Origin of the sequence: Pseudomonas sp. lyk4-R2A-8 (assembly GCF_030209095.1) — a bacterium.
Taxonomy (GTDB): Bacteria; Pseudomonadota; Gammaproteobacteria; order Pseudomonadales; family Pseudomonadaceae; genus Aquipseudomonas; species Aquipseudomonas quebecensis.
Genome location: NZ_JARVSS010000012.1, coordinates 1 through 13,565 on the forward strand (window position 1 = coordinate 1; position 13,565 = coordinate 13,565).

General features: G+C 62.7%; 13 protein-coding genes. 1 reads left to right on the top strand and 12 read right to left on the bottom strand.

Going from position 1 to position 13,565, the window contains the following annotated elements; genetic code table 11:
- Positions 1-370 precede the first annotated feature (370 nt).
- The 12 genes from QRN10_RS13540 to QRN10_RS13595 form a co-directional block, all read right to left on the bottom strand.
- Positions 371-1,000, bottom strand: coding sequence for a class I SAM-dependent methyltransferase (locus QRN10_RS13540; RefSeq protein WP_253509948.1), 630 nt, complete (start codon positions 998-1,000; stop codon positions 371-373).
- Positions 1,001-1,039: 39 nt separating this feature from the next.
- On the bottom strand, positions 1,040-1,684 hold the full coding sequence (locus tag QRN10_RS13545) for a methionine ABC transporter permease (RefSeq protein WP_181081053.1): 645 nt from the start codon (positions 1,682-1,684) through the stop codon (positions 1,040-1,042).
- Positions 1,674-2,789 (bottom strand): methionine ABC transporter ATP-binding protein, encoded by a 1,116-nt coding sequence (locus QRN10_RS13550; RefSeq protein WP_285428546.1) that lies wholly within the window; start codon positions 2,787-2,789, stop codon positions 1,674-1,676. Before QRN10_RS13550 ends, QRN10_RS13545 begins: the two co-directional genes overlap by 11 nt.
- A gap of 2 nt (positions 2,790-2,791) precedes the next feature.
- Complete coding sequence (locus QRN10_RS13555) at positions 2,792-3,601, bottom strand: MetQ/NlpA family ABC transporter substrate-binding protein (protein WP_181081051.1); 810 nt, start codon at positions 3,599-3,601, stop codon at positions 2,792-2,794.
- A 56-nt stretch (positions 3,602-3,657) separates the two neighbouring features.
- Positions 3,658-5,010 (bottom strand): LLM class flavin-dependent oxidoreductase, encoded by a 1,353-nt coding sequence (locus QRN10_RS13560; RefSeq protein WP_285428547.1) that lies wholly within the window; start codon positions 5,008-5,010, stop codon positions 3,658-3,660.
- A complete protein-coding gene (locus QRN10_RS13565; protein ID WP_285428548.1) occupies positions 5,010-6,203 on the bottom strand; it encodes an SfnB family sulfur acquisition oxidoreductase in 1,194 nt (397 codons plus the stop codon). The genes QRN10_RS13560 and QRN10_RS13565 overlap by 1 nt, the downstream gene beginning before the upstream one ends.
- 24 nt (positions 6,204-6,227) lie before the next feature.
- Complete coding sequence (locus QRN10_RS13570) at positions 6,228-7,469, bottom strand: SfnB family sulfur acquisition oxidoreductase (protein ID WP_285428549.1); 1,242 nt, start codon at positions 7,467-7,469, stop codon at positions 6,228-6,230.
- A 185-nt stretch (positions 7,470-7,654) separates the two neighbouring features.
- Positions 7,655-8,416: a hypothetical protein gene (locus tag QRN10_RS13575; protein WP_285428550.1), complete on the bottom strand. Its 762-nt coding sequence runs from the start codon at positions 8,414-8,416 to the stop codon at positions 7,655-7,657.
- Positions 8,417-8,731: 315 nt separating this feature from the next.
- On the bottom strand, positions 8,732-9,478 hold the full coding sequence (gene tcyN / locus QRN10_RS13580) for an L-cystine ABC transporter ATP-binding protein TcyN (RefSeq protein WP_266245416.1): 747 nt from the start codon (positions 9,476-9,478) through the stop codon (positions 8,732-8,734).
- A 3-nt stretch (positions 9,479-9,481) separates the two neighbouring features.
- Positions 9,482-10,147 (bottom strand): cystine ABC transporter permease, encoded by a 666-nt coding sequence (gene tcyL, locus QRN10_RS13585; RefSeq protein WP_181081045.1) that lies wholly within the window; start codon positions 10,145-10,147, stop codon positions 9,482-9,484.
- Complete coding sequence (gene tcyJ, locus QRN10_RS13590; protein WP_181081044.1) at positions 10,147-10,941, bottom strand: cystine ABC transporter substrate-binding protein; 795 nt, start codon at positions 10,939-10,941, stop codon at positions 10,147-10,149. The genes tcyL and tcyJ overlap by 1 nt, the downstream gene beginning before the upstream one ends.
- A gap of 201 nt (positions 10,942-11,142) precedes the next feature.
- Entirely contained in the window at positions 11,143-12,138 is a 996-nt protein-coding gene (locus QRN10_RS13595; RefSeq protein WP_181081043.1) for a D-cysteine desulfhydrase, read from the bottom strand.
- Between the two features lie 166 nt (positions 12,139-12,304).
- Here QRN10_RS13595 and epsC point away from each other — a divergent pair, with 166 nt between their 5' ends.
- Positions 12,305-13,231 carry a serine O-acetyltransferase EpsC gene (gene epsC, locus QRN10_RS13600; protein WP_253509955.1) on the top strand — a complete coding sequence of 309 codons (927 nt, stop codon included), beginning with the start codon at positions 12,305-12,307 and terminating at the stop codon, positions 13,229-13,231.
- Positions 13,232-13,565 lie beyond the last annotated feature (334 nt).

Below are 13,565 nucleotides of genomic sequence, written 5' to 3' on the forward strand. Positions count from 1 at the left end.
ACTTACCCATGACGCCCCCAAAGGTTGTGTCCAACCTTTGGGGGTCAGTTCACTCTGCGTGGGAATGCCTCTTGGGACGCTCCGCGTCCCGCCAAGCGCTGCAGGTTTTAGCTATTGCGCACAGGTGACGCGGAGCGTCACGGGCTGCATTCCCACGCGGGAGCGTGGGAACGATCTTGATGCGGGTTGAATGGCGCGCGCTGATCGTTCCCACGCTCTGCGTGGGAATGCTGCTTGGGACGCTCCGCGTCCCGCCAGGCGCCGCAGGTTTTGGTCACCGTGCACGGGCGACGCGGAGCATCACGGGCTGCATTCCCGGAGGCTCCATCTGATCCACCGCTATCGGAGTATGCCCCTTATTGCCAGGCTTCTATTCAGGCCTGCGCCATACGCTGGCCAACCAAGGCTGTTGCTCACGGGGCAGCCCCGCCGGGCGGTAGTAATGTTCCAGCTCCACAAACCCTGCACTGGTCAGCAACGTCTGCCACGCCTCCAGGTCGTGATACGACCCGTAGCGCGGTCCGTTCCAGCCTTCCTGGTTGTCACCGCGCGGGTTGGAGCTGAACAGCACGCCACCCGGTTTCAGCGCGGCATGCAGCTGCTTGAGTACCCGGGGCAATTCCTGTTTGGGGATATGAAACAGCACCGCATTGGCGAAGATGCCGTCGAAGCGCGCGGCGGGCAGTTGCAGCTTGAGGAAGTCTTGTTGCAGCACTTCGCAGCCGCTGTCCTCGCGTGCCATCTGCGCGAAACGTTCGGAGCCGTCGAGCCCTACGGCGATGTGGCCCAGGCGCGTAAACGTTTGTAGATCACGACCCGGCCCGCAGCCGAAATCCAGCACGGTAAACGGCGGCGTGCCCTGGATATGCCGCAGCAAGGCGTCGATGTTCTGGCTCACGTCGTGGTCGCGGGTGCCTTCGCGAAAGTCCTCGGCCACTGTGTTGTAGTGGCCCAGGGTGGTGGAAGTGATCTGGTCGAGGTCGTCGGGTTTGAGCGTCATGGCGAGCGATACCGGGCACTGAAAGGTCCCGACTATACCTCACCGCTTGTTCAACACCCGTGCCAGGCGATCGCCGCCCACCTGAATCACCGCCACCAGCACCACCAGCAGCACGATCACCGTGAGCATGATCTGCGTGTCGAAACGCTGGTAGCCATAGCGGTACGCGATGTCGCCCAGCCCGCCGGCACCGATTGCGCCGGCCATCGCCGAGGAATTGATCATGGTTACCAGAGTGATGGTGAAACCGCCGACGATCCCCGGCAATGCTTCAGGCAACAGCACATGCCAGATGATGTGCCGGCGCCGGCAGCCCATGGCCTGGGCGGCTTCGATCAGGCCGTGGTCGACTTCGCGCAGGCTCACCTCGGCGATCCGTGCAAAAAACGGCGTGGCGGCGATGGTCAGCGGCACCACCGCCGCCCATACACCGTAGGTGGTGCCGACGATCAGCCGGGTAAACGGGATCAGCGCCACCATCAGGATCAGGAACGGAATCGAGCGGAACAGATTGACGAACGCCCCGAGCGCCCGGTTCAACGCGGGTGCCTGGTAGATGCCGCCCTTGTCGCTGGTCACCAGGAACACCGCCAGCGGAATCCCCACCAGCAAGGCGATCAGCGAGGACACGCCGACCATCAACAGCGTGTCGAGGGCGCCCTGCACTAAACGATCAAGCCACATAACCCAATACCTCCACCTGTTGTGCAAAGCGCCCGGCGCGCTGGCGCAAGGCATCGGCGCCGTGGTCCGAGCCACTCACCGCCAGCAGCAGTTGCCCCAGGGCGTGGCCCTGAATGCGTTCCACGCCGCCATGCAGCAAGCGCACACGGCCGCCCAGTGCGCTGAACAGCGCGGCCAGGTCCGGTTCGTCGGTGGCACTGCCGGTAAATTGCACGCGCAGCACCACGGCCGCCTCGGCTAAGGTCGGCAGGTCCTGCAGACGCGCTTGCAGCTCCGGCGGCAAGCCTTGCTGCAGGGGCGCCAACAGGGTTTTGCTGACCTCGTGCTGCGGATCGCCGAACACCTTCCACACCGGGCCTTGCTCGACGATGCGTCCGTGTTCCAGCACCACCACGCGGTCACAGATCTCGCGAATCACCGCCATCTCGTGGGTGATCAGCACGATGGTCAGGCCCAGGCGTCGGTTGATCTCGCGCAGCAGGCCAAGGATCGACTGGGTGGTTTCCGGGTCGAGGGCCGAGGTGGCCTCGTCGCACAGCAGGATCTGCGGGTCATGCACCAGCGCGCGGGCGATGCCCACCCGTTGTTTCTGCCCGCCGGAGAGCTGCGCGGGGTAGGCCTGGTGTTTGTCGTTCAGCCCCACCAGTTCGAGCAATTCGCGCACCTTCTGCTCGCGCTGCAGCTTCGGTACACCGGCCACCTTGAGCGGCAGCTCGACGTTTTGCCACACGGTCTTGGCCGACATCAGGTTGAAATGCTGAAAGATCATGCCGATGCGCCGCCGCAGCGCCACTAGGTGGTCTTCGTCGAAGTCGCCGATGTCCACCTGATCAATCAGCACGCGCCCGCTGCTGGGCTGTTCCAGGCGATTGATGGTGCGGATCAGCGACGACTTACCGGCGCCGCTGCGGCCGATGATGCCGAACACTTCGCCGCGCTGGATCGCCAGGTCGATGCCTTGCAGCGCATGCACCGTACCGTCGTAGGTCTTGCCCAGGTTGATGAAGCGCACATGGGCGCGGTTCAGGTCCGGATGCAATTCGGTGTGCTCGGCGTCCCTGGGCGGCACCGCGAGGTCGCGCCGTTGAGCGTGGGCGGCGGTCATACTCAGCCCTCCCAACCGACTTGGTAGAGCTTGCCGAGGGATTTATCCAGCGCGGCGCGCACCACCGGCGAATGCTGGTAGATATCGACGAACTTGATCACCCGTGGGTCGGTTTTGCTCTTGGGCTGGACCACGAACTGAATCACGTATTCGGGGTGGTCAAGGCCGTCGAACAGCAGGGCCGACTCGGCATCGAAGGTTTTCGACAAGCGAATATAGGCCGGGTAGCCCTGCACCAGGTCCGCATCGTCATAGGCGCGCACCAACTGCACGGCTTCCACTTGCAGGATCTTGATGTTTTTCGGGTTGGCGACGATGTCTTCTTCAGTGGCCTTGTAGCCCACGCCCGGCTTGAGGGTGATCAGCCCGGCTTTGGCCAGCAATTGCAAACCGCGGCCACTGTTGATCGGGTCATTGGCGATCGCCACGCTGGCGCCTTGTGGCAGGTCGTTGAAGCTTTTGTACTTTTTCGAATACAGCCCGACGTTGTTGATGATCCCCGGTGCGTACGGCACCAGGTCAAACCCGGCGGCGGCCTTGGCGTTTTCCAGGAACGGGATGTGCTGGAAGTAATTTACGTCGATATCGCCGGCCGCCAGGCTCACATTGGGCGCGATCCAGTCGGTGAACTCCACCAGCTCAACCTTCAAGCCTTGCTTGCCGGCTTCGGCCACGGCGGCTTCCAGCGGAATCGCGAAGGCTGCGGTGGTGCCGACTTTCAGCGGCGCCTCGGCGGCGAACAGCGTCGAACTGAACAGCCCGAAGGCCAGGGCCAGTGCTTTGACTGGGTGGGAGAGCAGTATTTTTTTCATGGTCGATTTCCAGTCATAAGGTATTTGTACAAACGTACAGATCCACATTTTTTTGTTCAGTGGCGGTAGGTGGAACCGGTGTGGTGTTCGGGTAGACGGGCGCTGCCTTGGAAGACTTTTTCTCTTAACGTTCCTTGCTCATATTCAGTCTTGTACGACCCGCGCCGCTGCAGTTCCGGCACCACCAGATCGATGAAATCGACGTAGCTTTCCGGGGTCACGATGCGTGTGAGGTTGAAGCCATCCAGGCCGGTTTCGCTGATCCACGATTCCAGCTCGTCAGCCACCTGTTGGGGCGAACCGACCAGGGTGATGTAACGCCCGCCGAGCGCGTGCTGGTCCAGTAACTTGCGCCGGGTCCAGTCGTTGTTTTGCAGGGTTTTGGTGGCCGATTGAATGGCGTTGCTCTTCACGTACTGGATCGGTTCGTCCAGTTCGTAGCGGGAAAAGTCGATGCCGGTGGAGGCCGAAAAGTGCGCCACGCCCGCTTCCGCGCTGGCGTAGCTCAGGTACTCGGCGTGTTTCTCCCAGGCCAGGGCCTCGGTGGCGCCGACGATCACATTGATACCCATGAACACCTTGATGTCCTCGGGGGTGCGTCCGGCCTTGAGCGCGCTGGCGCGCACTTTGTCGACCTGCACCTTGGTCGCGGCTTTGTTCTGCCCGCTGATGAACACGCATTCGGCATGTTGCCCCGCGAACGCCAGGCCGCGCTCGGAACTGCCGGCCTGGAACAGCACCGGCGTGCGCTGCGGCGACGGTTCGCACAGGTGGTAACCCTCCACCTGGTAGAACTCGCCGTGGTGCTCGACCTTGTGCACCTTGCCCGGCTGCGCGTAGACGCGTTGCTGCGGGTCGTTGAGCACAGCGTCGTCCTCCCAGCTGCCTTCCCACAGCTTGTAGAGCACCTGCAGGTACTCATCGGCCTGGTCGTAGCGACGGTCATGCTCAACTTGTTCAGTGAGGCCCATGGCCTTGGCGGCACTGTCCAGGTAGCCGGTGACGATGTTCCAGCCCACCCGGCCATTGCTCAGGTGATCGAGGGTGGACATGCGCCGGGCGAACAGATACGGCGGCTCGTAAGTGAGGTTGGCGGTCAGGCCGAAACCCAGGTGGCGGGTGACCGCCGCCATCGCCGAGACCAGCAGCAGCGGGTCGTTGACCGGCAGTTGAATCGACTCCTTGAGCGGCACATCGACCGATTGCTGGTAGACGTCGTACACGCCGACGATATCGGCGATGAACAACCCATCGAACAACCCGCGTTCCAGGGTCTGCGCGAGATCGGTCCAGTAGGAGAGGGTTTTGTACTGGGTCGAGGTGTCCCGAGGATGGGTCCACAGGCCGTGGTTGATGTGCCCGATGCAGTTCATGTTGAAGGCATTGAGCAGGATTTTCTTTTTGCTCATCAGATCGTCCCCCGCAGTGGCGGGTTGGCGTCGTTGAGGTAGTAATTGCCGACCGCGTGATACTTCCAGCGCACCGGGTCGTGCAGGGTGTGCACTCTGGCGTTGCGCCAGTGGCGGTCCAGGCCGTGTTCGGCCAGGGTCGCCTGGCTGCCCGCCAGCTCGAACAAGGTGCTGCCGGCGGCGAGGGAAATCTCGGTGCTCAAGGCGCGCACTTCGGCCACCGCAATCGAGGCGGCCGCGACGTGTTCGGCGTTGCTGTCGGCCTGGGCGCGGTCGAGGTATTCGCCGGCGCGCTCCAACAGAGCTTCGGTGGCATGCAGACGCACGCTCAAGTGGCCGAAGCTTTTCAGGGTCAGCGGGTCTTCGCTGGCCTTGTCGCTGGTGGCGTCGATCCACGGGCGGGTCTTGGTGCGCACAAAGTGCAGCGCATCTTCAAAAGCGGCGCGGGCGATGCCGGTGTCGATGGCGGCGTGCAGGATCTGCGCCAGCGGGCCCACGGTGGTCGGGCGCTCGAAGGCGCTCTGGAACGGCACCACGTCCTGCGCCGCGACCCACACGTTATCGAACACCACCGAGCCACTGCCGGTGGTGCGCTGGCCGAAACCGCTCCAGTCGTCGATCACATTCAGGCCCTGGCTGTCGCGGGGCACAAAGGCCAGTTGCTGCACGCCGTGCTCGTCCACCACCGAGGTGGGAATGCGTTGGGCGTAGAGCGCGCCGGTGGCGTAGAACTTGCGCCCATTGATGCGAAAACCGTCGCCGTCGCGGGTCAGGGAGGTCACGCGGTCGTGGGCTGTTTTAGTCCCCAGTTCGGCCAGCGCATTGCCGAAACGCTGGCCGGCGAGTACCTCGGCGTAGAGACGTTGTTGCTGGGCGGCGCTGCCATTTACGCGCAGCACTTGCAGGGCATAGAAATGGTTCTGCGGAATCTGTCCCAGGGACGCATCGGCCTGGGCGATCAGCGCGATGACCTTGGCCAGGGTCACGTTGGACACGTCGGCACCGCCGTAGGCTTTGGGCACACTGATGCCCCACAGCCCGGAGCGCGAAAACGCGTCCAGCTCGGGCCACGGCAGACGGCGTTCGCGGTCGCGCTGGGCGCTGTCGCGGCGAAGGTCCTCGGCCAGGTCACTGGCTACAACAAGGGCCTGTTCGTCGCTGGTGATCACCGCGACGTTGGTAGAGAAAGGCATAGAGGTCTCCAGACGTCTGGTCGGTTAAATCCAGGAGTGCCGAGCGGGCAGGGTGCCGTTGAGGCGATAAGCGCCGACCGCGTGATACTTCCAGCGCACCGGGTCATGCAGGGTGTGCACGCGGGCGTTACGCCAGTGGCGGTCGAGGTTGAATTCGGCGAGGGTGGCGCGGCTGCCGGCCAGTTCGAAGAGCTTTTCGCTGACCAGCAGCGACACTTCGGTGGTCAGCACCTTGGCTTCGGCCACGGCAATCGACGCACGTGCCGCCGACTGCGCGGTGATCGGCGCGGCGCTGACCTGGTCGAGCACCTGGCCGGCCTTGCGCAGCAAGGCTTCGGCGGCGTGCAGCTCGATTTTCAGTTTGCCGATATCGGCAATCACGTAGGGGTCATCGCTGGCGCGTTCGACCTTGGCGTCGATCCACGGGCGCGAGCGCTCACGCACGAAAGCGATGGTGTCTTCCAACGCACCGCGTGCAATACCGGCGTCGATGGCGGCCTGGATCAATTGCGAGACTGCCCCCTGGACGTTCGGGCTCTGGCCGAGGCGCCAGTTGTCCACCACCAGGTCGGCGTTCACAGGGACTTGATCGAGCAACACCGTGCCGCTGGCGGTAGTGCGTTGGCCGAAGCCGGACCAGTCATCCACAATGCGCAGCCCTTCGCTGCCACGGCGCACAAACGCCATGACTTGCTTGCCGTCGTCGTTGAGCGCCTTGATCGCGACCCAATGGGCAAACAGCGCGCCGGTGGAGTAGAACTTCTGGCCGCTGACGACATAGCCGTCGCCTTGGGCGGTGAGGCGTGCCTTGAGCTCCAGGGTATTTCTGGTGCCGCGTTCCGGGCCGCCGTTGCCGATGCGCCAGCCGTCGAGCACGCTCTGGAACAATTGCTTTTTCTGACGCTCAGTGGCCGTGTTCTGCAGCAGGTGCAGGATGCCGAAATGGTTCTGCGGGATCTGGCCGAGCGCCGGGTCGGCCGCGCTGATAATCGCGAACACCTCGGCCAGGGTCACAAAGGACACCTGCGGGCCGCCGTACTCGCGGGGAATGGAAATGCTGCCCAGCCCGCTGCGGGTGAACTGCTCGATCTGCGCCCAGGGCAGTTTGCGTTGCTGGTCGCGCGTGGCGGCCTGCAGGCGCGCGGCCTGGGCCAACTCGCGGGCGGCGTCGAGCGCTTCTGCGTCGTTGCGCAGCACCACGGCCGGCAACAACAGAGGCGCGACATCCGGATGAGTGACAGGGGGTGTAAGAGCCAAGTTAGACATCAGCGCCGCTCCTTGGCTGCACGCAATGCCCTGGCGTTGCGCACCGGGGTAATTCTGACCATACCGACCTCGCATTCAATGAAATAAAAACAGAAATTCAGAGATGTCCGGTGGTCCGGTGTATATACCCTAAGCTTGTTAAATATTTAAATAAACTAACTTTTAGGAATATACATAGAAGGCATTCACCCTGGCTCGCAGGGGGAGCCGAGCGGCCTTGGGCGATAGGGTGTGGCGGCCCGGGTCGGGCGTGACGGCGCCGACGCGGCGATGCGCAGCGTGCGCGCGGGCGCCCAGCGCGAATTGTTGCCGACGCGGTCCAGCACGCAATACGTCACCTCGAGCCGACAGTCGTCGCCGGCCTCGGCGATCACCGTGGCCGGCACCCACACGTGCACGGCCCGGCCAATGTCGCGTGCCGGTATTTTGGGCAAGTCCATGCGCACGTCGCCCCAGCGCAGGGTGATGGCGTCGCCTGCGGTCATGTTCAGGTACGGCTCGATGGTCAGGGGCACGCCACGGTGCACCTGACGGCTGTTGACGCCGTAGCGGCGGATGGTCTCGGGCAGGCCGACCGGGGCCAGGTTCTGGTTCTCGTCGCTGTATAACGCGGCGGGCTGGCCGCCTGGGACGTTGGTTTTGACGCGCACCTGCGTCACGGCCGAGCGCGCCGGGCCGTGGCCGATCTGCATAACCTGGTAATACACCTGCGCCAGGCCGTCCTGCACGAAACTTTCCGGCACCCGCAGGTGTGTGGGCGCGCCGACCTTGCAGGCGGTGATTCGCCTTGAGGCGGCAAAGCAGCTGTTCCAGAACAATTCGATCAGGTCACCTTCGTCCATGCCGAGGTACGGCGCGATGGCAACCTGCAACTGAGTGGCCGCCCGTGCATTGATGCCATATCGGTTGGCCTGGGGCAGCGTTGGGGCGGTGAGCGTGGAAGTCATAAGTCATCTCCTTGATGCAGCCAGCAGCAATCGTTCCGGCCCCTTGGCGCGGGTGCGCGGCAGGGCTGAAAGGCACGATTCAATAAATAGCCGGGATAGGATCCAATCCTCTGGGGCCTAGATAAGAGGGTTGGCCAAGGAGCGTCAATGGCGGCAAAAGGCTAAACCGCGGGTTTTAGAATATTCAGAAGGGTCTGACTGCGGAGGGTGTTTTCGGTGGCATCAACCGCAGCGTTTTACACGGCTTGACGAGGCGTTCCTGTAGGAACAGCGGGCTGTGGCGAGGGCGCTGGGCCCTCGCCACAAGAGGCAGGGTCAGTGAGCGAGAAACTTGCTCAGGAACTGCCGCGTGCGTTCTTCCTTGGGGTTGGCGAACAGCGCCTTGGCTTCGCCTTGCTCCACGATCACGCCCTTATCGAAAAAGATCACGCGGTTGGCCACATCCCGGGCAAAGCTCATTTCGTGGGTGACGATGACCATGGTGCGCTTTTCTTCGGCCAGGCTGCGGATGGTCGCCAGCACTTCGCCGACCAGCTCCGGGTCCAGCGCTGAGGTGGGTTCGTCGAACAGGATTACCTCCGGCTCCATGGCCAGCGCACGGGCAATTGCCACGCGCTGTTGCTGGCCGCCGGACAGGCGCCGTGGGTAGGCGTCTTCCTTGCCCGCCAACCCGACCCGGGCCAGCAACCTGCGGCCCAGCGCCACCGCGGCATCGTGGGGCATTTTCTTGACCACGGTAGGGCCTTCGATCACGTTTTCCAGCGCGGTGCGGTGCGGGAACAGGTTGAAGCTCTGGAACACAAAGCCCACATGCTGGCGCAGACGACGTACCAGACTTTGTTGCTGGTTGATCGGCCGGCTGCCGTCGATCTCGATATCGCCCACCTTGATGCGCCCGCTGGTGGGAGTTTCCAGAAAGTTGAGGCAACGCAGGAAGGTGGTCTTGCCGGAACCGCTGGGGCCGATGATAGCGATGACTTCGCCTTCCTTGACCTCCAGGTCGATGCCGGCGAGCACCACCTGACCGTTGAATTGTTTGGTCAGTTTTTCAACCACGATCATGCTTCAGGACTCCAGGTCATGCCGGTTGACCCGGGCTTCCAGGCGGTTTTGAAAATGCGCCAGGATGCTGGCCAGGATCCAGTAGATCAGCGCAGCGGAAAGATACATGGTGAAGATTTCGAAGGTGCGCGCCGACACCAGTTGCGCCTGGCGAAACAGCTCGGGCACCTGAATGGTAGCGGCCAGCGCCGTGTCCTTGACCAGCGAAATAAAGCTGTTGCCCAACGGTGGCAGTGCCGTGCGCATGGCCTGCGGCAGGATGGCCCGGCGCAGGGTCTGCGCGCGGGTCATGCCGATACTGGCCGCGGCTTCCCACTGGCCGCGCTCGATGGAGCCGATGGCGGCACGCAGGATTTCACAGGCGTAGGCAGCCATGTTCAGCGAGAAGCCGATCATGGCCGCCGGGATCGGATCCAGCTCGATGCCCACTTGCGGCAAGCCGTAGTAGATCAGGAACAGCTGCACCAGCAACGGCGTACCGCGAAAAAACGACACGTAGACCCGGGCAATCCCTCGTACCGCAAAGAAGCGCGACAGGCGCATCAAGGCCAGGCCAAAGCCCAGCAGCAGGCCGAAGAACATGCCGCCCAGGCTCAGGATTACCGTGTAATACGCGCCCTTGAGCAGAAAGGGCGCGGAGTCGAGCGCGAGTTGGAAGCCTGCTTCCATTATTGAGTGACGTCAGCGTTGAAGTACTTCTCGGACAGCTTCTTCAAGGTGCCGTCGGCGCGCAGCTGGTCGAGGGCCTTGTTCACTGCCTCCAGCAGTTCAGGCTCGCCCTTGCGCAGGGCAATGCCGGACTCCTGGCGCGAGAATGCGTCGCCGGCAGCGGCGGTGTCCGGGGCTTTTTTGGCATATTCCAGCGCGGCGAGGCGGTCGATCAGGATCGCGTCAATGCGGCCGATACGCAGGTCCTGGAACTTGGTCGGGTCGTCGTTATAGGTCTTGATGATGGCTTTGGGTTGGTTGTCCTTGAGCCATTGTTCGTAGTTGGTGCCCAAGCCTACGCCGACTTTCTTGCCGGCCAGGTCGTCGGCGGTCTTGATGCTGTCCACATTCTTTGTCAGAACCAGCGCCTGGATCCCGGAAACGGTGTAGGGCTTGGAGAAATCGTACTTTTTCTTGCGCTCTTCAGAGATGGTGACCTGGTTGACCACCGCATCCAGGCGCTTGGATTCCAGGGCAGCGAGGATGCCGTCCCACGGCGTGGCCTGCAGCTTGACCTTCACGCCCAGCTGCTTGGCCAGGGCTTCGGACAGTTCCACCTCGAAACCGCTGAGCTTGCCGCTTTCATCCTGGAAACTGAAGGGTGGGTAAGTACCTTCCAGGCCGATCTTGATCTCGCCAGCCTTCTTGATATTGGCCAATTGTTCGCCGGCCACGGCCTGGCCCAGCCAACCGGCACCGAGTGCCAGACCCAGCGTGCCAACCAGTAACGTGCGACGGAATGCGGAAATAGTCATGAAGAGCCCCTGTGTTTTTTATGGTGAGCGAAGCAGGTGACGCAGTAGGCGTATCCTGCCTTAAAGCGCGAAGCGCGTCTTCGCCTGCGGCGCGACTATAAAGCCGGTTTTTAAGACTTGAAAATAATATAAATGCAAACTCATATTCTTTTTTGGAATATCAACTGCTTCTAATGTGGGAGGGGGCAAGCCCCCTCCCACTCAGTTGAACACCGAGTCATAGGCAAACAGCGCCGGCGCGCCGCCGGTGTGCAGGAAGATAATCGGCCCGTCTTCAAAGCGCTGACGCCCGATACCGTCGAGCAAACCCGCCATGGCCTTGCCGGTGTAGACCGGGTCGAGCAACAGACCTTCCTGACTGGCCAATAGTTTGATCGCGGCCAATGTGCCTGCATTCGGCTCGCCGTAGCGCGGGGCGAAGTATTCATCCCACAGGATCACCTTGAACGCCTCGGGCAGGCCCACGCCCAGCAGCTCGGCGGTGCGTTCGGCCAGGCCTTGCACTTTGGGACGCTGAGCTTCGTCGGTGCGGGAGACGGTCACGCCGATTACCGGCAGCTGAGGCAATACTTCGCCCAAGGCCAGCGCCAGACCGCTGTGCGTACCGGCGCTGCCTGAGGCGAGCACTACGGCGGCGAAGTCGATGCCGCTGTCTTCAATCTGCGCGGCCAGCTCCAGCCCCGCGCGCACGTAGCCCAGCGCGCCCAACGCATTGGAGCCACCGATGGGCACCAGGTATGGCTTCCTGCCGTTGCTGCGCAGGCGGTCGGCCAGGGCGTTGAGCTGCTCGTCGACATGATCGAGGTTTTCCACTAATTCCACCTTGGCGTCGAACAACTCCAGCAGCAGGCGATTGCCGTTGCCCAGGTAGTTCGGATCGTCGGTGCCGGTGGGGTTTTCCAACAGGGCGACGCAACCGAGGCCGAGCCTGGCGGCGAGGGCGGCGGTCTGGCGCACATGGTTGGACTGGATCGCGCCGGCCGTTACCAGAGTGTCAGCGCCCTGGGCGAGGGCATCGGCGGCCAGGTATTCGAGTTTGCGCAGCTTGTTGCCGCCCATGGCCAGCGGCGTGGTGTCGTCGCGCTTGACGTAGATGTCCCGGCCCAGCCACGCCGACAGCCGTTCGAGTTTTTCCAGGGCGGTGGCGCCGCCCAGCAGTTCCAGGCGGTTAAAACGGTCGAGCTGTTGTTTGATCATGGTTAAACACGATGGCGAAGTAATGGGTCGACTATAGGCAGGCACTTTTGAACGGGCAACCGTCAATCGCTTATGTCTGATGGTTATGAGCATCACACCATTGGTTCTTAATGGAGGCCGGTGCCCATGCCGTAAAGTGATGGCCATTTCGTCAGGAGTGACAACCGTGAGTGAGCGTTCCAGCCATTGGCAATTGCAGACCATCGTCAGCCAACTGCGCGGTGCCCGCGACCAGTGGCGTACCCGCAATGGCCGCCTGAGCGGCGAGCATGGTGGGCGTGAGTTGCCGTCGCGTGAAGCGGTAGCGCAGATTCTTGAATCGTTGTGCGGCGCGCTGTTTCCGATGCGCCTCGGGCCGGCGGACCTGCGTGAAGAAAGTGAAGACTTCTACGTCGGCCATACCCTCGATGTGGCCCTCAATGCCCTGCTTGCCCAGGCGCGCCTGGAACTGCGCTACGCCGCGCGCCAGGGCGGCCAGGATGACAGTCAAATCGATGCCCATGCCATCCGCCTGATCCAGGGGTTCGCCCTGGCCTTGCCGGCCCTGCGCAGCCTGCTGGACACCGACGTACTGGCTGCCTACCACGGCGACCCGGCTGCGCGCAGTGTGGATGAAGTGCTGCTGTGCTACCCGGGGATCCTGGCGGTGATTCACCATCGCCTCGCGCACCATTTGTACCGCGCCGGTTTGCCGTTGCTGGCACGCATCAGCGCGGAAATCGCCCATTCGGCCACCGGTATCGATATCCACCCCGGCGCGCAGATCGGCCCGAGTTTCTTTATCGACCACGGTACGGGCGTGGTGATCGGCGAGACCGCGATCATCGGCGAACGCGTGCGTATCTACCAGGCGGTGACGCTGGGGGCCAAGCGTTTCCCGGCGGATGAAGATGGGCAGCTGCAAAAAGGCCACCCGCGCCACCCGATCGTCGAGGATGACGTCGTGATCTACGCCGGGGCGACGATCCTGGGGCGCATCACCATCGGCAAGGGCTCGACTATCGGCGGCAATGTGTGGCTGACCCGCAATGTGCCGGCTGGGGCGAACATTACCCAGGCGAATCTGCAGCATGATGATGGGGCACAGAAGTAGAGCGCCTGCACCGGTCATCTGTGGGAGGAGGCTCACTACAAGCCGCCTGTCAGCAACAGATACACCGGCTGTCCCACCGTCATCGGGGGGTAGCCCTGACTGTATTCCACACCGGGGCCATATTTCGGTCAGCCGTCGCTGAACGATTTCCCGTGCTCACCCGTCATACCGCTCAGCCCTGCGATTAGTCCCAAACCACCTATTCATGTTTAACTTGAACGTTCGTTCAAGTTAAACCGGTGGTTCGCTGCCCGCTCACAACAGGAGGCTTACCTTTGCTGAGTCTGTTTTTCCCAGCCACATTTCACATCCCAGGGGTGCATCGCTCATGAGT

Coding starts and splice junctions, on each gene's coding strand:
- QRN10_RS13540 (WP_253509948.1), bottom strand. CDS start 1,000: ATGACGCTCAAACCCGACGACCTCGACCAGATCACTTCCACCACCCTG.
- QRN10_RS13545 (WP_181081053.1), bottom strand. CDS start 1,684: ATGTGGCTTGATCGTTTAGTGCAGGGCGCCCTCGACACGCTGTTGATG.
- QRN10_RS13550 (WP_285428546.1), bottom strand. CDS start 2,789: ATGACCGCCGCCCACGCTCAACGGCGCGACCTCGCGGTGCCGCCCAGG.
- QRN10_RS13555 (WP_181081051.1), bottom strand. CDS start 3,601: ATGAAAAAAATACTGCTCTCCCACCCAGTCAAAGCACTGGCCCTGGCC.
- QRN10_RS13560 (WP_285428547.1), bottom strand. CDS start 5,010: ATGAGCAAAAAGAAAATCCTGCTCAATGCCTTCAACATGAACTGCATC.
- QRN10_RS13565 (WP_285428548.1), bottom strand. CDS start 6,203: ATGCCTTTCTCTACCAACGTCGCGGTGATCACCAGCGACGAACAGGCC.
- QRN10_RS13570 (WP_285428549.1), bottom strand. CDS start 7,469: ATGTCTAACTTGGCTCTTACACCCCCTGTCACTCATCCGGATGTCGCG.
- QRN10_RS13575 (WP_285428550.1), bottom strand. CDS start 8,416: ATGACTTCCACGCTCACCGCCCCAACGCTGCCCCAGGCCAACCGATAT.
- tcyN (WP_266245416.1), bottom strand. CDS start 9,478: ATGATCGTGGTTGAAAAACTGACCAAACAATTCAACGGTCAGGTGGTG.
- tcyL (WP_181081045.1), bottom strand. CDS start 10,147: ATGGAAGCAGGCTTCCAACTCGCGCTCGACTCCGCGCCCTTTCTGCTC.
- tcyJ (WP_181081044.1), bottom strand. CDS start 10,941: ATGACTATTTCCGCATTCCGTCGCACGTTACTGGTTGGCACGCTGGGT.
- QRN10_RS13595 (WP_181081043.1), bottom strand. CDS start 12,138: ATGATCAAACAACAGCTCGACCGTTTTAACCGCCTGGAACTGCTGGGC.